Annotated in this window: 17 protein-coding genes and 1 riboswitch; of the genes, 9 read left to right on the forward strand and 8 right to left on the reverse strand. The window is 67.0% G+C overall.

Annotation, left to right across the window (positions count from 1 at the left end):
• Nucleotides 1-59 precede the first annotated feature (59 nt).
• The 3 genes from ligD to ku form a co-directional block, all read right to left on the reverse strand.
• Complete coding sequence (ligD, locus tag V8Z74_RS04765; RefSeq protein WP_349708241.1) at nucleotides 60-2,642, reverse strand: DNA ligase D; 2,583 nt, start codon at nucleotides 2,640-2,642, stop codon at nucleotides 60-62.
• A gap of 14 nt (nucleotides 2,643-2,656) precedes the next feature.
• The gene (locus V8Z74_RS04770) at nucleotides 2,657-2,833 is read right to left on the reverse strand and encodes a DUF3606 domain-containing protein (protein ID WP_349708242.1); all 177 of its coding nucleotides are present in this window, start codon (nucleotides 2,831-2,833) and stop codon (nucleotides 2,657-2,659) included.
• A gap of 213 nt (nucleotides 2,834-3,046) precedes the next feature.
• Nucleotides 3,047-3,931, reverse strand: a complete 885-nt coding sequence (gene ku, locus V8Z74_RS04775) for a non-homologous end joining protein Ku (protein WP_349708436.1) — start codon at nucleotides 3,929-3,931, stop codon at nucleotides 3,047-3,049.
• Nucleotides 3,932-4,205: 274 nt separating this feature from the next.
• Here ku and V8Z74_RS04780 point away from each other — a divergent pair, with 274 nt between their 5' ends.
• Nucleotides 4,206-4,385 (forward strand): hypothetical protein, encoded by a 180-nt coding sequence (locus tag V8Z74_RS04780; protein ID WP_349708243.1) that lies wholly within the window; start codon nucleotides 4,206-4,208, stop codon nucleotides 4,383-4,385.
• Between the two features lie 66 nt (nucleotides 4,386-4,451).
• Here the strand turns inward: V8Z74_RS04780 and V8Z74_RS04785 are convergent, their stop codons facing one another.
• Nucleotides 4,452-5,246, reverse strand: coding sequence for an AraC family transcriptional regulator (locus V8Z74_RS04785; RefSeq protein WP_349708244.1), 795 nt, complete (start codon nucleotides 5,244-5,246; stop codon nucleotides 4,452-4,454).
• 96 nt (nucleotides 5,247-5,342) lie between these two features.
• Here V8Z74_RS04785 and V8Z74_RS04790 point away from each other — a divergent pair, with 96 nt between their 5' ends.
• Nucleotides 5,343-6,014 (forward strand): pyridoxamine 5'-phosphate oxidase family protein, encoded by a 672-nt coding sequence (locus V8Z74_RS04790; RefSeq protein WP_349708245.1) that lies wholly within the window; start codon nucleotides 5,343-5,345, stop codon nucleotides 6,012-6,014.
• A gap of 172 nt (nucleotides 6,015-6,186) precedes the next feature.
• On the opposite strand, the gene mnmC is transcribed toward V8Z74_RS04790, so the two are convergent.
• The 4 genes from mnmC to V8Z74_RS04810 all read right to left on the reverse strand — a co-directional run bounded on the left by mnmC (nucleotide 6,187) and on the right by V8Z74_RS04810 (nucleotide 12,302).
• A complete protein-coding gene (mnmC, locus tag V8Z74_RS04795) occupies nucleotides 6,187-8,145 on the reverse strand; it encodes a bifunctional tRNA (5-methylaminomethyl-2-thiouridine)(34)-methyltransferase MnmC2/FAD-dependent 5-carboxymethylaminomethyl-2-thiouridine(34) oxidoreductase MnmC1 (RefSeq protein ID WP_349708247.1) in 1,959 nt (652 codons plus the stop codon).
• Between the two features lie 30 nt (nucleotides 8,146-8,175).
• Complete coding sequence (locus V8Z74_RS04800; RefSeq protein WP_066471896.1) at nucleotides 8,176-8,841, reverse strand: trimeric intracellular cation channel family protein; 666 nt, start codon at nucleotides 8,839-8,841, stop codon at nucleotides 8,176-8,178.
• 168 nt (nucleotides 8,842-9,009) lie between these two features.
• A riboswitch (glycine riboswitch) is annotated at nucleotides 9,010-9,110 on the reverse strand.
• A 41-nt stretch (nucleotides 9,111-9,151) separates the two neighbouring features.
• On the reverse strand, nucleotides 9,152-11,698 hold the full coding sequence (locus tag V8Z74_RS04805) for a bifunctional diguanylate cyclase/phosphodiesterase (RefSeq protein ID WP_349708249.1): 2,547 nt from the start codon (nucleotides 11,696-11,698) through the stop codon (nucleotides 9,152-9,154).
• 331 nt (nucleotides 11,699-12,029) lie between these two features.
• Nucleotides 12,030-12,302, reverse strand: coding sequence for an oxidative damage protection protein (locus V8Z74_RS04810; RefSeq protein WP_066471018.1), 273 nt, complete (start codon nucleotides 12,300-12,302; stop codon nucleotides 12,030-12,032).
• A 142-nt stretch (nucleotides 12,303-12,444) separates the two neighbouring features.
• On the opposite strand from V8Z74_RS04810, the gene V8Z74_RS04815 reads away from it, so the two are divergent.
• The 7 genes from V8Z74_RS04815 (at nucleotide 12,445) to V8Z74_RS04845 (ending at nucleotide 19,549) form a co-directional block, all read left to right on the forward strand.
• On the forward strand, nucleotides 12,445-13,494 hold the full coding sequence (locus V8Z74_RS04815; RefSeq protein WP_349708251.1) for a sulfate ABC transporter substrate-binding protein: 1,050 nt from the start codon (nucleotides 12,445-12,447) through the stop codon (nucleotides 13,492-13,494).
• 28 nt (nucleotides 13,495-13,522) lie between these two features.
• Entirely contained in the window at nucleotides 13,523-14,119 is a 597-nt protein-coding gene (ssuE, locus tag V8Z74_RS04820; RefSeq protein ID WP_066471012.1) for an NADPH-dependent FMN reductase, read from the forward strand.
• 148 nt (nucleotides 14,120-14,267) lie between these two features.
• Entirely contained in the window at nucleotides 14,268-15,290 is a 1,023-nt protein-coding gene (locus V8Z74_RS04825) for a sulfonate ABC transporter substrate-binding protein (protein WP_349708252.1), read from the forward strand.
• Nucleotides 15,291-15,314: 24 nt separating this feature from the next.
• Complete coding sequence (locus tag V8Z74_RS04830; RefSeq protein WP_066471894.1) at nucleotides 15,315-16,367, forward strand: sulfonate ABC transporter substrate-binding protein; 1,053 nt, start codon at nucleotides 15,315-15,317, stop codon at nucleotides 16,365-16,367.
• 12 nt (nucleotides 16,368-16,379) lie between these two features.
• A complete protein-coding gene (gene ssuD / locus V8Z74_RS04835) occupies nucleotides 16,380-17,567 on the forward strand; it encodes an FMNH2-dependent alkanesulfonate monooxygenase (protein ID WP_349708254.1) in 1,188 nt (395 codons plus the stop codon).
• Between the two features lie 27 nt (nucleotides 17,568-17,594).
• The gene (ssuC, locus tag V8Z74_RS04840; protein WP_349708255.1) at nucleotides 17,595-18,458 is read left to right on the forward strand and encodes an aliphatic sulfonate ABC transporter permease SsuC; all 864 of its coding nucleotides are present in this window, start codon (nucleotides 17,595-17,597) and stop codon (nucleotides 18,456-18,458) included.
• Nucleotides 18,459-18,592: 134 nt separating this feature from the next.
• Nucleotides 18,593-19,549 carry an ATP-binding cassette domain-containing protein gene (locus V8Z74_RS04845; RefSeq protein WP_349708256.1) on the forward strand — a complete coding sequence of 319 codons (957 nt, stop codon included), beginning with the start codon at nucleotides 18,593-18,595 and terminating at the stop codon, nucleotides 19,547-19,549.
• The last annotated feature ends 4 nt before the right edge of the window (nucleotides 19,550-19,553 follow it).

The raw sequence follows: 19,553 nt of genomic DNA on the forward strand, positions 1-19,553 counted from the left end.
GGGTGAGCAATCGTGCCATGTCCAATGCGCGGCCTGCAAAGCCAGCTTCACTCGAGCACTCATTGCCTGGCATCGTGTGGCCTGGCGGGTCGAAAGCCCAGCTTCTTCATTGCGCCGGTGATGCTGGTCGCAGCTTTTGCATAGCCTGACCAGGGCGAGTTGCCGATTGCGAGGCGCTGCTCCACCGTACGGATCGTCCAATGCGCGCCGCTTGTCAGCGAATCGAGTTCGCTCCAGGCAACGGGAACGGATATGCCCATGCCCGGCCGGGCGCGTGCCGTCCAGGCGCATGCGGTGGTTGCCCCGAATCCGTTGCGCAGATAGTCCACAAAGATCTTGCCCACGCGATTGCGCGGCCCGCTCTTTGCCACGAAGCGTTGGGGAAGGGTGGATGCCAGGTGCTGAACCAATGCCCGGGAAAATCCTTTGATGGTCTCCCAGTCATGGAGGCGCTTGATCGGCGTGATGACATGCAGGCCTTTGCCTCCGCTGGTCTTCAGAAATGCGGCAAGGCCGAGCTCCTGGAGAAGCACCCGGACCAGCTGGGCCGCTTCCTGCACCTGCTCCCAGGGGACTTGGTCACCCGGATCCAGGTCGAACGTCATCCGGTCAGGCCGCAGGATCCGGTCTTTTCGGGCATTCCAGCTGTGGTATTCGATGACGTTCATCTGGGCACCCGCCAAAAGCCCCTGGGGAGACGCGATCGCAAGCAGAGGCGGGTGCCCCTCATGCAGCGCCGGATCCAGCTCCTCGATACCGTCCATGGAGCCGGTATCCAGGTGCTTCTGGAAGAAGCGCTGGCCCTCCACGCCGTCCGGTGCACGCAGCAGCGCAACGGGACGGTCTTTTACGTATTCCATCAACAACGGCGCCACCCGGGCGTAGTAGCGCACCACATCGAGTTTCTTCACGCCTGTTGCCGGATCGACGACCCGCTCCGGATGCGTCACTTTCAGGGGGCCGGGCTGCTGACCCGCGGCCGGAGCGTCCTGCGCTGCGGGCAGGTGTCTGGCGCGTTCCCGGACCACCGCGGTGGCGGGCTTGTCGTCCCGCAGGCCGTGGAATACGGAATGGCGGATCTTTCCCTGTTGGGTCCATTCGGCAAAGGACACCTCGGCCAGAAGCCTGGGCTGGACCCAATGGGCGTTCTTTGGCGTGGCGCCTGCATTGCTGAACGGGTTGCTGCCGCAGGCCAGCCTGCTGAGCTTTCTGTGCAGGTCGGCGAGCGAACGATCCGTGAAGCCCGTGCCGACGTTGCCCACATAGCGCAAGGCGCCCTTGTCGGTATGGACGCCCAGCAAGAGCGAGCCCAGGCCGACGCGGGTTCCCTGCGGATCGGTAAAGCCGCCGATGACGAACTCCTGTCGGTGGTGGCATTTGAGCTTGATCCAGTCAGCAGTCCTCTGGGATGCATAGGGCGCTGTCTTGCGCTTGCCTATGACGCCCTCGAATCCCAGCCGGCAGGCCGAAGCCACCAGATCCTCCGCGCGGGCCTCGAATGCTTCGCTGAATCGAATGGCGGAGGATTCCGAACGACCCACCAGTGCGCGAAGCATCTCTCGTCTGTCGACCACAGGCAGCTGCCGCAGGTCCTTTCCTTGCGCGTAGGGAAGGTCGAACAGGTAATACACCAGGCCGCGTGTCGATGGGCCGTCGAATGCATTCTGAAGCGCCTGAAAGTCCGGGCGGCCCTGGCTGTCGAACATCAGGACTTCCCCATCCAGCCATGCCGACTCGATGGGCAGGCGCGCGAGGTCCGCTGCCAGCCCGGGCATTCTGTCCGTCCAGTCATTGCCATTGCGCGTGAAAAGGCGAACGGAGCCTTTGTCGATGCGGGCCAGCAGCCTGTAGCCGTCGAATTTGAGCTCCCAGAGCCATTGCGCCGGTTCGGCTGGCGGCGCATCGGCAAGCGTGGCCAGCTGGGGCTTCAGGCGTTCAGGCAGGGGAGAGGCCTTGGCAGCGACCGGTGGGAGGGCGCCGCGGTCGGCCTGGACCATGCCCGGCGTCCGGGGGGCCGCAGCCGGAGGCAGGGCAGAGACACTGTCGGGCAGGGCGTCGACGACGCTGAATTCCGAGGCCAGGCGGGCAAATTCGTCATGTTCCTTGACCAGAAGCCACGCCGGCTGCTTGTCGTTCCTGCGTCCCTGCATGCGCACAAGCGCCCAGCGTCCCTGCAGTTTGTGGCCGTGGAGAACGAACTTCAGTTTGCCCTGGCGGTAGCCTTTTTCCGCATTTCCCACAGGCTCCCACCAGCCCTTGTCCCAAACGATCACCTGGCCTGCGCCATATTGCCGGGGAGGAATCTCGCCTTCGAAGGTGTTGTACGAAATGGGGTGGTCCTCGACCTGCACTGCCATGCGCTTGTCCGCTGGGTCGTAGCTGGGCCCCTTGGGCACGGCCCAGCTTTTCATCGTCCCCTGCAGCTCCAGGCGCAAGTCGTAATGCAGGCGGCTGGCCCAATGTTTCTGGATCACGTATTGAAGGCCCGCCGGGCTCGATTGCCCGCCTTCCGCAGGCTCGGGCGTCTGAGAGAAGTCGCGCTTTTGCCTGTACGCCCGCAGAGGGTCGGGCCTGCTGTGCGGCCGTGCCTTCTTTGGCTTGCTGTCGTCCCGGCCCTTCTGGGCCTTTGCGGTGGCTGCCATGCGAGGCTTTTCCGTCAGCGGTGCTCAAGGTACTCTCGTACCTGAACCGCGCCGTTGCCGACGGCGGCAACGGCCTCGCGCAGCCGGTCCTCCGAGCACTCGAGTGCCCAGGTCCAGTCACGCAGTTCATGCTCCATTTCCAGATGGATCCATGCGCCTTCAGGCTTCGTCGTGGTGTGGTCTTCATGCATACGAAACTCCCATCGGGTCTTCAGCTTAGCCCTGGAACCGCGGCATGGCTGTAGGCGCAGGGGGAGCCGAAGTCCCAGACCAGGGGCCGGGAAAGCTTCCTGCGTGCCGGCTCTTGTCGTGAGCATTTGCCGATATCGCCATGCGCAAGGGCCTTGCGGCCGGGACGAACGGCATGGGGGCCCGGATGGGCATGCAATGCGCCCCGAGATCCGCTAGGCGGCTTTTTTCCGGGACTCCTTTTTGGCATTGGCGTTCCTGGCCGCCTTTTTGGGGGCCGTCTTGCTTTTTGCCCTTGCCGGGGCTTTCCCTCCCTTGAGGCTGTTTTTCAGCAAGGCGGTCAAGTCGATCACCTTGGCACTTTCCGGTGCCTGCTCTTGCGGCTGAATCACTGTCTTGGCTTTGCCGGCCCTGGCCTTTTTTTCCACCAGCTTCATGACCCGCAGCCGGAACTCGTCCTTGAAGTCGTCCGGATCCCATTCGCCTGACATTTCATCGATCAGCTGCCGGGCCATCTTGAGTTCGGCGGAGGTCACGCCTTTTTTCCCCGCAGGAGGCAATTCGAGGCTGTCCAGGGTCCTGACCTCATCGCCCCAGCGCAGGAGATTCAGCACCAGGGCCGGGCCGGAAGGCACCAGCGCGGCGAGGTGCTGCTTCGTGGCAATGACGACCTTGGCCAGCCCGATCTTGCCCGTGGCAATCAGGGCTTCGCGCAGCAGCGCATAGACTTTGTCGCTCTTGTCCAGCGGCGCCACGAAATAGGGACGTTCAAGGTAAATGAAGGGCAGCTCGGCGGCGTCGACGAAGCGTTCGATCTCGATGGTATGGGTAGTCTTGGGAAATACCGCCTCGATTTCTTCGGGGTCGATGATGACGTACTTGCCTTCTTTGTATTCGACGCCCTTGACGATGTTGTGCTTGTCAATTTCCTTGCCGGTTCGCTTGTTGACGCGTTTGTAGCCCACCGGGTCCAGCGTGCGCTTGTCCAGCCAGTCGAAATTGATGCCTTCCTGGGTGGCGGCGGTATGAAGGCCCACGGGAATGTGTACCAAGCCAAAGGTAATAGCGCCGTTCCAGAGGGTGCGACTTCCACTTGCCATGCCGAAATCTCCATATTGACCGTGAAATTCCAGTCTCGCCGGCCCGGGAGTCGCCGTTTGTAGGCCCGACCATGCCAGCCTGGTAGGCGGGGGCAAACGGGCATCTGGAGAAATCTCCTATGCTGTGCCGATGAGCAGCAGACTTCGAGAAATCGCCGTCCACGTCTGTGAGCCCGCAGCCGGCTCCTTTGTCTGGGTCCTCAGCGAACGCGGCCAGGGCCGATGGAAGGAGCTGCAGCGGGCGGATTCGGGTGTGTCGACCTACAGGGAGGCCATGGCCCATGGCCTGCTTGCGCTGCAGTCGCTGATTCAGGACCTGGACATCGGACCGCGCCAAACCAGCCCGCATCCGGCCCGTGTTGCCAAGAAAGGGCGAAGCAATGGCCGCACGGATGAAGAGCCGCCGTTGCCGCCAGGCCACGGCAGCCATTTCGGCTTTGGCCCGGCCGAATGAAGTGTCTGCCCATCCAGCCGCATGGAGGCACGGCTGCCGGCTAGCGGCCTGATGGCTTGGGCGCCGCTACGCCTTCGTTTGCAGGTGCAGGCGATAGCTGGCGGGCGTTTCACCGAAGACACGGCGGAAAAGGCCTATGTAGGCGCTGACGCTGGCGTAGCCGAGATCAATGGCAATGGCCGTGACGCTCATGCCTTCGGCCAGCATTTCCAGGGAGCGCAGCAGGCGCACGCGCTGGCGCCAGGCGGTGAAGTTGAAGCCTGTCTCGGCCACAAACCGGCGGCTCAGCGTCCGTGAGCTGAGGGCACCGAAATCCGCCCAGCTTTCGATGTCCCGTGCATCGGCCGGATTGGCCATCAAGGCCCGGGCTATGCGCTGAAGGCGGGTGTCCCGGGGCAAAGGCAGTCCAAACGCTTCGGCCGGCAGGCTTCGGATCTCGTCCAGAACAACGGCGCATACATGGGACTGCGCCTCGCTCGGCGGCTCCCCCGGCGGGAAGCCGGCCAGGCGCAACACGGCTTCGCGCAGCAGGCCGGACACCCGGATGGTGCACGGCCGCTTCGGCAGGTCGGCGCATGCCGCTTCCGCGACATAGGCACTCCAGCCGTGATAAGGGCCATGGGAACGCCCGCAATGGGCCTGGTGCGGCGGAAGCCATACGGCATGGATGGCCGGAACAATCCAGACACCGTCATCGACCTGCACGGAAATCAGGCCCTTGATGGAGCCGAACAACTGGCCGCGCGCATGCCGGTGCATCTCGGAAGACAGCTCCCGATCGAGCACACGGGTTGCCGCGACCACGCAAGGGCCTTCGGCGGAGTCCATATAGGCGCCCAGTGCGCTCATGAGATCAGGCATGGCGGATTCGAGATATTTTTTGTCCAATAAATTCTATAGCCGCCATGCCGAAGAGGCATACGCTTGCGAACCTGTACCTCCACCATGGATTTGCTGATGCCTTCCCCTGATTATTTCTCTCCCCCTCCGGCACCATCCCGGCCCCAAGGGCCGGAGGCGGTGGACCTCGATGCGCTATACGATCCGCCGACCGAGCGTATCCGCAACGGCGTACTTCACTACCTGGCGGATTTCCATCGGGAATATCTGGCCAGGGCCACATTCTTCTGCCTGGCCACGGGAGATGCCGCGGGCCTGGATGCCTCTCCGCGCGGCGGTGCTCCTGGCTTTGTTCGGGTGCTGGATGCGCAGACGCTGGTTTTTGCAGACTGGCCGGGAAACAACCGCATCGCTTCGCTGCGCAACCTGCAGCAGGACAGCCGCCTGGCGATGCTGTTCCTGTTTCCCGGCCTGGACCTCTTCCTTCGCATCAACGGCCGTGGCCGGATATCGACCGACAGCGAGCTGCTGCAGGAGCTGCGCGAAGGCCACAAGGTGCCCAAAACCGCGATCGTGGTCCGGATTGACGAAGTGCTGTTTCACTGCGGCCGCGCCCTCCATCGCGCCGGTCTATGGTCCGTCAACAGCCGCCTGGATCCCGGCCTGCTGCCGACAGTGGGCGATGTAATGGCGGGCCTGGCGCGATTGCACGGCGGCTCGCTTGCAGCCGGCCAGGCCGCGCAGGCGAACGAGCACTATGCCCATGCAGTGCGCACGGATCTTTATTGAATCTGGACTCCTGCGCGTGGAAACCTTGTCGCGCCAGAGCCCCGGCTTGCGGGCCGGAGGCTGCCGGTGAGCAACAGCCGGCTGGGCGCAGGGCGGCAGGGGCCCCAAAAAAACGGATAGAACCACCGGAAAAGGCCGCCCAGCATGCGTTCAGTGCTATCGAAGATGTGGTTCAGGACGGCTTGTGCCGCAGCCGTGCCCACATGCGCTGCGTGCCCAGGGCCTGGGCCAGCCTGGCATCCAGCGGCAAGGGCTCGCCATGCACGCGCGCGGCCAGCAGTTCGCCGCACAACAGCGACAGCGTGAGGCCGCGCGACCCCAGGCCGCTCAGCACCCACAGTCCCGGCAGGTCCTGCGCATGCCGGCCCGCCGGGCCGACCACGGGAATGCGGTCATAGGCCGCGCAGCGCACGCGCGACCAGGTCTGCGGCAACTGCGGCGCATCGAAGAAGGCATCCAGCGCGGGCCGGCAGGCGGGCAGCAATGCGGCGAGCTTGTCGGCATTGCTCGCATGGGCGCTGCGCTGCTCCTGCGGCGAAGGCGGCAGCGCGGTGACGTCGCGCTCGAAGGTGGAACCCATCACCCACTGCCGGCCTGGGCCTTGCCCGGAGTCGGATGCCGGAAAGTCAGGCACCAGATTGCCGTGGCCGTTCACCGGAAACGGCGGCATGGCTGCCAGTGTGGCGGGCGTGTGCCCGGCCACGCTGACCTGGCCGCGGATCGGCTGCATCTCCCATTGGCCCGCATCCAGGCCGCTGGCCAGCAGCAGGCCTGTCGTGGCCGGGCCCAGGGCCAGCACCACCATTTCGGCCTGCGCCAGCTCACGGCCCTGCGCATCCAGGGCTTGCCAAAGGGATGTGGCGGTCTGCCGCAGGCGGGCTATCTGCGCCTGCCCCTGCCAGCGGATGCCGGGCGCTGCCAGCAGCGCCCGGACCAGGCGCGCCGGGCGTACCCAGCCGGCCTGCGCATGCCAGACGGCCCGGCTGTCGCCCGGCAGGCGGGCCGCTGCCAGTTGGCCGGCTATGGCGGGCAGGCTCCATTGCCGGCCGGCGGACTCCTGGCCCAGCCATTCGGGCGGCAGCTCGGCCGGCTGGTTCAGGTCGTGCTCGAGCACGCCGCTGTGCGCCCAGTCCACGCCGGCTTCCAGATGCTGGCGTCCGGTCAGCTGCTGCAGGGTCTGCAAGCTGGTGCGCACACCGCTGCGCGACAGGCGCGAGAGGACGCTGTCGTCGGGCGAGACATGGGGACAGAACAGGCCAGCCGGCAGGCCCGAGGCGCCGCTGGCCGGCGCATCGCCGGCGTCGAGCACGGTGACCTGCCAGCCGCGCCGCGCCAGGCTGGCGGCCGCCGCGGCGCCGGCCAGGCCGGCGCCTAGCACCAGGCAGCGTGCCGGGGCCGCAACGGGCGGTGGCAAGCCGTCATCGCGCTGGCGGGGCTCCCACTGCGGGTTGAAGCAGGCCTGCAGGTTGTGGCGCTTGGGCGGTACGCCGGGCACCTTGCGGACCTCGAAGCCCAGCCGCGCCAGGCCTTGCCGGACCTCGCCGGCCACGCACCAGGTGGCCAGCCGTGTGCCGCGGCGGCAGTGGCGGGCCACGGTCTTCAGGGCCTCCGGGCTCCACAGGTCGGGATTGGCGCCGGGCGAAAAACCGTCGAGGAACACGCTGTCGGCGATGAGCTGCTGCTTGCGCAGCATGGTCTGCGCATCGCCGATGTAGAGCGTGAGCAGCACCTGGCCGCCTTCGAACGAGAGCCGGTGCACGCCGGGCAGCAGGCCCCACCACTGGGCGGCCAGCGCCTGGCCCAGAGGACGCAGTTGCGCATCGTCTGGCAGGGCGCGCCGCATGTCTTCGGCCGAGACGGGATAGGCCTCGACCGAGACGAAATGCAGCAGGCGCGGCCGCAGGGGATCGGCCTTCCAGGCGGCCCAGGTGGCAAGGAAGTTCAGGCCGAAGCCGAATCCGGTTTCCAGGATGCGCCATTGCGGCGCACCGGCCCAGGCCTGCGGCAGGCCGCAGCCGCCGAAGAAGGTGTGGCGCGCCTGGTCCAGGCCGCCGAATTCGCTGTGGTAGCGGTCCCCGAAACGGGGGCTGTAGGGCGTGCCGTCAGGCAACCATTCAATGGTTTCGGACATGGGTGACGGAAGTTCGGCCGCGCGGCGCACTCATTCCCAGCGCTGCTGATAGGAAAACACCGGCAGGCGCCACTTGAAGCGTATGGCCGCCAGGCGAAAGGCCAGGCCCCCGGCAAAGCACACGGCGGTGCTGATGTTGGAACTCACCTCCAGCGCGCGCAGCGACAGGAACAGCAGGCACACGGTGAGCGAGACGCTGGCATACAGCTCGCGCCGGAACACCACGGGCACCTGATTGCACAGCACGTCGCGCAAAATGCCGCCGCTGATGCCGGTGATCATGCCGGCCATGACCACCACCACGGTCGGGTAGCCGAGCTCCAGCGCCACGTTGCAGCCGATCAGCGAGAACGCGATCAGGCCCATGGCATCGAGGAACAGGAACACCTGCTTGAGCCGGTACATGTGGCGCGCGATCACCGTGGTCAGCAGGCCGAAGGAGATGACGAGGTAGACGTATTCGGGGTGCTGGGTCCAGCCTATCGGGTAGTGGCCCAGCACCATGTCGCGGATGGTGCCGCCGCCCAGCGCGGTGACGAAGGAAATCACGGCCACGCCGAAGATGTCCATGTTGCGGCGGCCAGCGGCCAGCGCGCCGGCCATGGCTTCGGCGGTGATGGCCACGAGGTAGATCACCAGCATGACGGTGAATTGGGAGGACTGGAAAGAATCCAGCAAGGAAATCGAAGGAAGCATGACGGCCCCGATGGGAAAGGCCACGGCATCCGGCGCAGTGGCAGCTGGATGGGTGGCGCGCCTCTCCCGCTGTCCTTTTACCTGAGAGTTGCATGCACAAGCCCTTGCGCACTTGCCCCTTCGGTGAGCCCTGCAGGTCTTGGCCGCGGGCTGCTCTCCAGTTGGCGAATCCTTCCTGCGGTACTTCGTGCCTGAGCGATTATGGGAGTTTGCGCCTTCGGCGGGAGCCTTCTTGTGTGGCAGGCGCTCCGCTCTCCCGCAGGAAAGCCGCAATTCTAGCCAATCGGCGGGCGGTTTCCGCCGGCCGGCCTCATTTCCATGGCGAGCGGTAGGCCAGCATCTGCGCCAGCGGACCGGGCCTGGCGAACCAGTAGCCCTGGGCGCGCCTGCAGCCCAGGCTGGACAGCAGCAGTGCCTGGGCCTCGAGTTCCACGCCCTCGGCCACGACCTGCACGCCAAAGCCCTCGGCAATGCGCAGCACGGCGGTGACGATGGCCGTGTCCGGCTGGGAGGCCGGCAGCTTGCGCACAAAGCTCTGGTCGATCTTGATGCAGTCGAAGCGCAGCCGGCTCAGATAGGCCAGCGAGGAATAGCCGGTGCCGAAGTCGTCAATCGCGATCTTCACGCCCAATGCCTTGATGGCGCCGATGCGCTGCAGCGTGGCATCGTTGCCTTCGAGCAGCATGGATTCCGTGAGCTCCAGCGTCAGCATGCGCGGGGGCAGGCCGCTGCTGATCAGGACGCGCTCCAGCGTCGTGGCGAAGTCGGACTGGATCAGCTCGCGGGCCGAGACATTGACATGCAGCTCGAAATCCCGGGGCAGCCGGTCCAGATGCGCGGCAATGTCGTGCGCGGCCTGGCGCAGCACCCAGCCGCCTATGCGCAGGATGAGGTCGGACTCCTCGGCCACGGCGATGAAAACGCCGGGCGGGACCATGCCGCGCGTGGGACTGTGCCAGCGCACCAGGGCCTCGGCGCCGCGCATGTGTCCCGTGGCCAGGTCCACCACGGGCTGGTAGTGCACGGCCAGCTCGTGCTTGTCCAGCGCCTGGCGCAGCTCCATGGCCAGCTGCGTGCGCCCCAGCATGCGCTGCGCCAGCGCGGGCTCGTAGGCCACATAGCGGCGCGGTCCGCGCTCTGCCTCGCCCAGCGCGATGCTGGCGTTGCGCAGCCAGTCGGGCAGGGCGCCGGGCAGCAGTTCGCCGGACAGCCCGCCGGCACAGGCTCGCAGGAGAATATCGTCCTCGCCCACGGAAAACGGCTGCGCGAACATGTTCAGCACCTGCAGGCTCCGCTGCTGCAGCTGCTCCGTGTCGAGCTGTTCCAGCCACACGATGGCGAATTCGTTGCTGGCCGGCCGGGCCAGCAGCACCTGGCGCGGCAGCTGCGTGCGCAGGCGCTCGGCCACGGCCTGCAGCAACTGTTCGGCGGTGCTGTGGCCCACGTCGTCGCGGATGCTGCGAAAGTTCTGCAGCTCCAGCAGGCACAGCGCCGCGTGGCAGGGCTTGCCGGCTGCGATGGCGGCCGCGTCGGCACGCTGGATCAGGCCGGCGCGCGTGAGCAGGTGCGTGAGGGTGTCGAACTGCACCAGCGTGCGCATGTGCTCGAAGGATTGCTGCAGCCGCTGCGCCATATGGTTGAAGGCACCCACCAGGGCCGAGATCTCGACCATCCGCGTGGGGGCCAGGGCCTTGGCGGCATCCCAGTCGCCGCCGGCCAGCCGGTGGGCGGCGTCGGCCGTCACCAGGATGGGGCGTATGGCCCGCTGCAGCCACCACAGGCCGAGCGCCAGCCCCAGCAGGGCCAGCACGATGGCGCCCGTCAGGGCGGTGCGGCTGTCGCTGCGTATGCTGCTCACGAGATCGGATTCGGGCAGCACCACCACGATGCGCCAGTCGATGCCGCGCGTGTCGCGAAACGGCGTGATCTGGCCATGGTAGATCTGGCCCTCTTCGGCAAAGCTCAGGTGCAGGGGGGTGTCATCCGTGGCCGGATGCGCCTCCAGCCAGCGGGCCGCGGTGCGCAGCGCAGGCTCGGGCGACTGCGTCAGCGGCAGGCGTGACGGCGACTGGAAGGCGTTGCCCGGCTGCGCCAGTATGGGTCGTGGCAGCGAATGCGCAACCAGGTAGTCCTGTGCATCCACGATGGCGATGAAGCCGTTGCCGCGCAGCGGCTGCGCCTGGAGAAAGCGGTTCATGCTGCTCAGGCGCAGGTCGGCCGCCACGACGCCGACCACGCCTTCGGGCGTCTTCACGGCGGTGGCGGCGGAAAGCGTCACGTCGCCGCGGTCTCCGGCCACCGTGTAGATGGGCGACCAGCGCGGCCCCTCGGCAGCGATCGCATGGCTGTACCAGGGCCGGATGCGCGGATCGTAGCCGGCGTAGCCCAGGGCGTCGGGTGACGGTTCCAGCCCGGGAAAGACGCGCATCATGCCCTGTGTGCTGTCGTCCTGCAGTATCAGGCGGTAGGTGCCGTCGCGTTCGCGCCGCACGCCCGCATACTCGCCCCGTACGCCGCCGAAGCCCATGACGCTGATCTGGTCGTATTGCGCATACAGCTCGCTGAAGGCGCGGATCAGATGGCGGTAGAGGGGGCGCATGTCGCCGGGCCGGTACACCCCGTCGCGCGCCAGCGCGTCGGCCACGGCGTGCTGCACCTGCAGCGGCGTTTCGAGGTATTCGGCCAGCTGGTGCCGCGAGGCGATGGTGATCGCGTCGAGCAGGCGCAGGCTTTCCTGGTTGATGAGCTTGTCCACCTGGCGCTGCTGCCAGAAGGACAGCAGCCCGACCGTCAGCGCGAAGACCGCGATGAACGGGAGAGTGACCGCCGTGCGAAGTGAAAGACGAAGTTGCGGCATGCGCTATTCCGGGGCCCATGACCGGACAAGGGTTTCGGGGCCATCAGCGCATGCAGCCAGGGTGCAGGCGTCCGGCACTTTGTTTGCAAAATGTATCGCAACTGACGGGCATTCGGAAAAAGAAAGATGGGCATGCATCCGCGTCGTCCTTGCGCTCTGCAAAAGCAAAGGCCCCAGGCCTTTCGGCATGGGGCCCTGCAAGGGCGGCGCAGCCTGGTTCCGTCTGTACCGAACCGTCGGTTATGCGCCCGGCGGCACCTGGCCTGCTGGAGCGGCGGTGCCGCCGAAGAAGTGGTTTTTGGAAAAACCCTTTCTGACGTGCTGTGCTGTATTACGCACTGGGCGGGACATAGCCCGCCGCGGCGTCGGCACCGCCGCCGAAGAAGTGGTTTTCCATCTGGCGGGCCAGGTACTGGCGGGCGCGGGCGTCGGCCAGGTTCAGGCGGTTTTCATTGACCAGCATGGTCTGGTGCTTGAGCCAGTCGGCCCAGGCCTGCTTGCTAACGTTTTCATAAATGCGCTTGCCCAGCTCGCCGGGGTAGGGGGGGAAGTCCAGGCCTTCGGCGTCAACGCCCAGCTTGATGCAGTGAACAGTACGTGCCATCGATGCAGTCCTTGTCAGTGATTCAGATGTTTTGGTTATAACAAACTAAAATCTTATTGGTTTGAGTTTTAAGAGCGAGATTGAAGAATGCAGAGCAACGGAACACGGATCCGTTATCCATTCATTCAAAGAACACGGTCTCATGAAAAATCGCCGCCACTTTATCAAGTTTCCCGTTGCCGCCAGCCTGATTGCCGGCTTGACCCTGTCGGCCTTGCCCGCATTGCCGGCCTGGGCGCAGTCTCCGGCCGCGCCCCAGGCGGCCGTGCAGCTGCTCAATGTGTCCTACGATCCGACGCGCGAACTGTACGTGCAGTACAACCAGGCCTTCGCCAAGCACTGGAAGGCCACGAACGGCCAGGACGTGAGCATCAAGCAGTCGCACGGCGGCTCGGGCAAGCAGGCGCGTTCCATCATCGACGGCATCGAGGCCGACGTGGCCACGCTGGCCCTGGCCGGCGACATCGACGCGCTGGTCAAGAACGGCAGCGTCAAGCCCGAGTGGCAAAAGCGCCTGCCGCACAACAGCGCACTCTACAACTCCACCATCGTCTTCCTCGTGAAGAAGGGCAATCCCAAGGGCATCAAGGACTGGGACGACCTGGTCAAGCCCGGCATCCAGGTGATCACGCCCAACCCCAAGACCTCGGGCGGTGCCCGCTGGAACTACCTGGCCGCCTGGGAATACGCCAAGCGCAAGTACGGCGGCGAGGCCCAGGCCAAGGACTTCATCACCAAGCTCTACAAGAACGTGCCCGTGCTCGATACGGGCGCACGCGGCGCCACGGTGACCTTCGTGCAGCGCGGCCTGGGCGATGTGCTGCTGGCCTGGGAGAACGAGGCCTATCTGGCGCTCAAGGAGTTCGGCCCCGAGAAGTTCCAGATCGTCGCCCCCTCGCTGTCCATCCTGGCCGAGCCTTCGGTGGCCGTGGTCGACAAGGTGGTGGACAAGAAGGGCACGCGCACCGTGGCGGAGGCCTATCTCAAGTACCTGTATTCGGAGGAGGGCCAGCGTATCGCCGGCAGGAACTTCTACCGCCCCACGGATGCCAAGGTGGCGGCCGAGTTCAGCACGCAGTTCCCCAAGCTGGAACTGTTCACCATCGACCAGGCCTTCGGCGGCTGGGCCGCGGCCGACAAGGCGCACTTTGCCGACGGCGGCAGCTTCGACCAGATCTACGCCAAGAAGTAAGACTGCAGCACCGGCGGAGCCCACCACCATGTCCATTTTGTTGATTGCCGGCAGCCCCACGCAGCCATCGCGCTCCACGGCCCTGCTCGAGGCCACGGCGCTGCGGCTCAAGGCCCACGGCGCGGCCGTCGAGCCGGTGCTGCAGCTGGCCAGGCTGGATCCCGCGGCCCTGCTGGGCGCGCAGTTCCAGTCCGCCACCGTCCGCGAGGCCACCGAGCGCGTGGCCCGGGCCGATGCCATCGTGGTGGCCACGCCGGTCTACAAGGCTGCCTACAGCGGCCTGCTCAAGGTCTTTCTGGACGTGCTGCCGCAGACCGCGTTCAAGGGCAAGCTGGTGCTGCCCCTGGCCACCGGCGGCAGCCCGCACCACATGCTGGCGCTGGACTATGCGCTGCGCCCCGTGCTGCAGTCGCTGGGGGCCCGCCACATCCTGCCCGGCATCTACGCCACCGACCAGGGCGTGCCCTTGCTGCCCGAGGGCGGCTACGGCCTGGCGGCGGATATTGCCCAGCGCGTGGAGGATGCCGCCGAACTGCTGGCCGGCGACCTGCGCCGCAACGCGGCCTGGAGTGCGGCCACGGAATTCGAAGACGTCGCCTTTGCCGACGTGCGATGTAGCGTCTGATCCCTTTGCCGGCCGGTGCGCCATCGCCGCGCACACCGCAGCCGCCCGTTTTTGATCTCCAATTTTCATAGCAGGCAGCGCCCATGAATGGGGCGCATGGGGAACTTTTGCCCTGATTTCCTGCCCGCCACGCAAACAGGCAAGCACCATGACCGAATTCCACATTTCCGATCTCTCCGCTTCCGCACCGGCCGTGCCGGCCCGCCGCCGATGGCTGCAGACCTCGCTGGCGGCCGCCGCCGTGCTGGCCACCACGGGCGCGGCCTGGGGCCAGGGCCAGGGCACCGCAGCCGCGGGCCCGCGCGTGCTGCGCGTGGGCCACCAGAAGGGCTGGCTGTCGGTGCTCAAGAACCGCGGCACGCTGGAAAAGCGCCTGGCGCCGCTGGGCGTGTCCGTGCGCTGGATCGAGTTCAACGCCGGGCCCGTGCAGCTCGAGGCCCTGAACGTGGGCTCCATCGACTTCGGCGACGTGGGCGAGGCGCCGCCCATCTTCGCCCAGGCCGCGGGCGCGCCGCTGGTCTACGCGGGCGCCACGGTGCCGCGTCCCGCGCTGGAGGCCGTGCTGGTGCCCAAGGATTCGCCGATCCGCAGCGTGGCCGACCTCAAGGGCAAGCGCGTGGCCTACAACAAGGGCTCCAACGTGCAGTACTTCCTGGTCAAGCTGCTGCAAAAGCACGGACTGCAGTACGGCGACGTGCAGTCCGTCTTCCTGGCCCCGGCCGATGCGCGTGCGGCCTTCGAACGCGGCTCCGTCGATGCCTGGCTGATCTGGGACCCGTTCCTGGCCGCGGCCCAGAAATCGCTGGATGCGCGCCTGCTGGCCGATGCCACGGGCGTGGTCAACAACCGGGCCTACTACTTCACCTCGCGCGACTTCGCCACCAAAAATGCCGACGTGCTGCGCATCGCCATCGAGGAGCTCAACGCCATCGATCTCTGGGCCTCCAGGAACCAGGCCGCCGCCGCGGCAGAGCTGGCGCAGGTGCTGGGATTGGAGACCGCCGTGACCGCGCTGTACCTGAGCCGTGCGCGCTTCGGCACGACCGCCGTGACGCCCGAGATCCTGGCCGAGCAGCAGCAGATCGCCGACACCTTCTTCGACCTCAAGCTCATTCCCAAAAAGCTCAACCTGCTGCACGCGGCCCCCGTGGACCTGCTGGCCAGCCGCTGAGACAGCATCAAAGAGGTGTACACCATGCCCCAACCACCGAGCATTCCCCGTTTTCAGCGCGGGCGCCGCCAGGCCCTGCAATTGCTGGGCACCACGGCCTTTGCCTGGACGCTGGCCGACCACTTTGCGCGCGCCGAGTCCGTACCGGTCACCCAGGCGCCCGCGCAGCTGCGCATCGGCTATCAGAAATCCGCCGTCAACCTGGTCATCCTCAAGCAGCATGGCGTGCTGGAAAAGCGCTTTGCGCAGACCAGGATCAGCTGGCTGGAATTTCCGGCCGGGCCGCAACTGCTGGAGGCGCTGTCGGCCGGCAGCCTGGACTTCGGGCTGACCGGCGATTCGCCGCCCGTGTTCGCCCAGGCCGCGGGCAAGGACCTGCGCTATGTGGGCGCGGAGCCGCCCAAGCCCGAGAGCTCGGCCATCCTGGTGCCGGCCGACTCGCCGCTGACACGCCTGGCCGACCTCCAGGGCAAGCGCATCGCGCTGCAAAAAGGCTCCAGCGCCCACTACCTGCTGGTGCGGGCGCTGGACAAGGCCGGCATCGCCTGGAGCGAAATCCAGCCCATTTACCTGGCGCCGGCCGATGCGCGCGCCGCCTTCGAGCGCAAGAGCGTGGATGCCTGGGCCATCTGGGATCCGTTCTACGCGGCCACCGAGCTGGCCATACGCCCGCGCGTGCTGACCAACGGAGAAGGCCTGTCGGGCAACAACTCTTTCTACCTGGCCTCGCGCGAGGTGGTGGAGCGCCATCCGCAGGTGATCAAGGCATTGTTCGAGGAGCTGACGCGCGCCGACCGGTTCGCCCAGGCCTCGCGCCAGGAAAGCGTGAGCCTGATCGCGGCCTTCAGCGGGCTGGATGCGAACGTGGTGAGCCGCTTCATCGCCCGGCGGCCCAGCTCGCCCGTGGGGCTGATCGGCCCGGCCATCGTGGCCGAGCAGCAGCGCGTGGCCGATGCGTTTTTTCGTCTCGGCCTGATACCGCGCCAGGTGCGCGTGGCCGACATCGTCTGGCAGCCCTCGGCCGCGGAATTCGCGCGCCTGGCCGCCTCCACCCCCATTGGCGGACCCCAGGTCTAAGGAGAAGCAAGCATGCAGGTTTTCTGGTTCATTCCCACCCATGGCGACAGCCGCTACCTGGGCACGGCCCAGGGCGCGCGCCAGCTCAGCCACGATTACGTCAAGCAGGTGGCGATCGCCGCCGACAGCCTGGGCTACGAAGGCGTGCTCATCCCCACCGGGCGCTCCTGCGAGGACCCCTGGGTGGTGGCCTCCAGCCTGATCCCCGTCACCCGGCGGCTCAAGTTCCTCGTGGCCGTGCGCCCGGGCCTGCACCAGCCCAGCCTGGCCGCGCGCATGGCGGCCAGCTTCGACCGCCTTTCCGAAGGGCGCCTGCTGATCAACCTGGTCACCGGCGGCGACCAGGCCGAGCTCGAGGGCGACGGCGTATTCCTCGACCATGCGCAGCGCTACGAGCAGTCGGCCGAGTTCATCCGCATCTGGCGCGAGATCCTGGCCCGCAGCCACGAGGGCGGCACGCTGGACTACGAGGGCAGGCATCTGACGGTCAAGGGTGCCAGGCTGCTGTTTCCGCCGCAGCAAAAGCCGTATCCACCGGTGTACTTCGGCGGCTCCTCGGCGGCCGCGCACGAGCTGGCGGCCGAACAGGTCGACGCCTACCTGACCTGGGGCGAGCCGCCCGCCGAAGTGGCCCGGAAGATCGCCGATGTGCGCGAGAAAGCCGCCCGCCACGGCCGTACCGTGAAATTCGGCATCCGCCTGCACGTGATCGTGCGCGAGACCGAGCAGGAAGCCTGGGCCGATGCCGAGCGCCTGATCAGCAAGGTGCAGGACGAGACCGTGGTCCAGGCCCAGGCCGCATTCGCGCGCATGGACTCCGAAGGCCAGCGCCGCATGGCGGCCCTGCACGCGGGCGGCACTAAGCGCAGCCGCCAGGACCTGGAGATCAGCCCCAATCTCTGGGCTGGCGTGGGCCTGGTGCGCGGCGGCGCGGGCACGGCCCTGGTGGGCGATGCGCAGACCGTGGCCGACCGCATCCGGGAATATGCAGACCTGGGCATAGACACCTTCGTGCTCTCGGGCTACCCGCATCTGGAGGAGGCCTATCGCTTTGCCGAGCTGGTGTTCCCGCTGCTGCCATTGGCCGTACGCGACAAGCTGGCCGGCGGCAACGCGGGCGGCCCGTTCGGCGAGACCGTGGCCAATCTGTACTCGCCGGGCGTCGTCCAGGGCGAGCCGGTGCGGGTTTCGCAAAGCTGATACGGCCAGACGCAAGGAGTTTTTTGCATGAGTGAAGTTCAAACCGCAGGCCTGAAGCAGGCGGATGCGATCAAGGGCGCAGACCTGGCCCGCACCACCATCCACCTGTCCACCGGACTGGCGCGCAGCGTGGGCCTGCGCCTGGTTCCCTGGCTGGTGCCCCTCGCGCTGATCGCGGCCTGGCAGGTGGCGTCGGCCCAGGGCTGGCTGTCCACCCGCGTGCTGCCGGCACCGCTGGACGTGCTGCGCGCGGCCTGGGCACTGGCCGTCTCGGGCGAGCTGTGGACCCATGTCAAGGTCAGCGCCGGCCGGGCCCTGGCCGGCCTCGCCATCGGCGGCAGCCTGGGACTGGCGCTGGGCCTGCTCACGGGCTCGCAGCGCTGGGCCGAGACCCTGCTGGATTCCACCATCCAGATGGTGCGCAACATTCCCGCGCTGGCGCTGATCCCGCTGGTCATCCTGTGGTTCGGCATCGACGAGTCGGCCAAGCTGTTCCTGATCAGCGTCTCGGTGTTCTTTCCGATCTACCTCAACACCTTCCACGGCATACGCAACGTGGACCCGGGGCTGATCGAGATGGGCAGGAGCTACGGCCTCACGCGCTGGCAGCTGTACCGCGACATCATCCTGCCGGGCGCGCTGTCGTCCATCCTGGTGGGCCTGCGGTTCTCGCTGGGCCTGATGTGGGTGATCCTCATCGTGGCCGAGACCATCTCCGCGCAGTCGGGCATCGGCTACCTGACCATGAACGCCCGCGAGTTCCTGCAGACCGACGTGGTGCTGGTCGGCATCCTGCTCTATGCCCTGCTGGGCAAGCTGGCGGATATGTTCGCCCGCTCGCTGGAGCGTTGGTGGCTGCGCTGGCACCCGAGTTATGCGACGCCCCCCTGAGCCGCTGCGCGGCTTCCCCCTGGGAGGAGGACGGCGGCCTTTGCGGCGGGGCGGCCCTTGCCGGCCGCCGCCGATGGGGTACGCCAGTTTTTCAGGCTGCGCGCTTTTACGTAGATAAAAGAATAGGAACTGCAATGACTCCATTGACAAGCCGCTTCAGCCGGGCCGTGGCCGGCGCATTGAATGCAAGCTTTCCCCTGGTGACCTGGGAGTCCTCGTGGGAGGAAATCCAGGCCCTGGAGACCAGGCGCCAGGCCGAACTGGCGGAGCGCGAGGAGCGCGCCGTGCGGCGCAAGCTGGTGTCGGGCGTGCACCTGCAGGCCAGCGCACTGAGCAAGCGTTACGGCGAGCGCGAGGTGCTGCACCAGGTGCAGCTCGATGTGCGGCCCGGCGAGTTCATCGCCATCGTGGGCCGCAGCGGCTGCGGCAAGAGCACCCTGTTGCGGCTGGTGGCAGGGTTGGAGACGGCCAGCACGGGCCAGGTGCGCATCGACGGAGCCGACGCCGCCGATGCCCGGGACGACACGCGCATCATGTTCCAGGACGCGCGCCTGCTGCCCTGGCTGCGCGTGCTGGACAACGTGACGCTGGGCCTGCCGGCCTCGGCGCGGGAAAAGGGGCGCGAGGTGCTGGCCCAGGTGGGCCTGGCAGACCGCGAGAACGAATGGCCGGCCCGGCTTTCGGGCGGCCAGCGCCAGCGCGTGGCCCTGGCCCGGGCGCTGGTCCACCAGCCGCGCCTGCTGTTGCTCGACGAGCCGCTGGGCGCGCTCGACGCCCTGACCCGCATCGAGATGCACCGGCTGATCGAAGGCCTGTGGCGCCGCCATGGCTTCACGGCGCTGCTGGTCACCCACGACGTGCAGGAAGCCGTGGCACTGGCCGACCGCGTCGTGCTGATCGAGGACGGCCGCATCGCCCTGGACGAAACCATCGCACTGCCGCGCCCGCGCTCGCATGGCGACCCGGCCTTTGCCGCGCTGGAGGAACGCATCCTGAACCGCGTGCTGCAAAAGCCCGATGCACCGGCCCAGGATGACGGCCGCGGCGCCTGGCCCGGCGTGCCGGCCCATGGGCTGCGCTGGGCGGTGTGAATCC

Origin of the sequence: Comamonas sp. w2-DMI, assembly GCF_040187735.1 — a bacterium.
Classification (GTDB): Bacteria; Pseudomonadota; Gammaproteobacteria; order Burkholderiales; family Burkholderiaceae_C; genus Comamonas; species Comamonas terrae.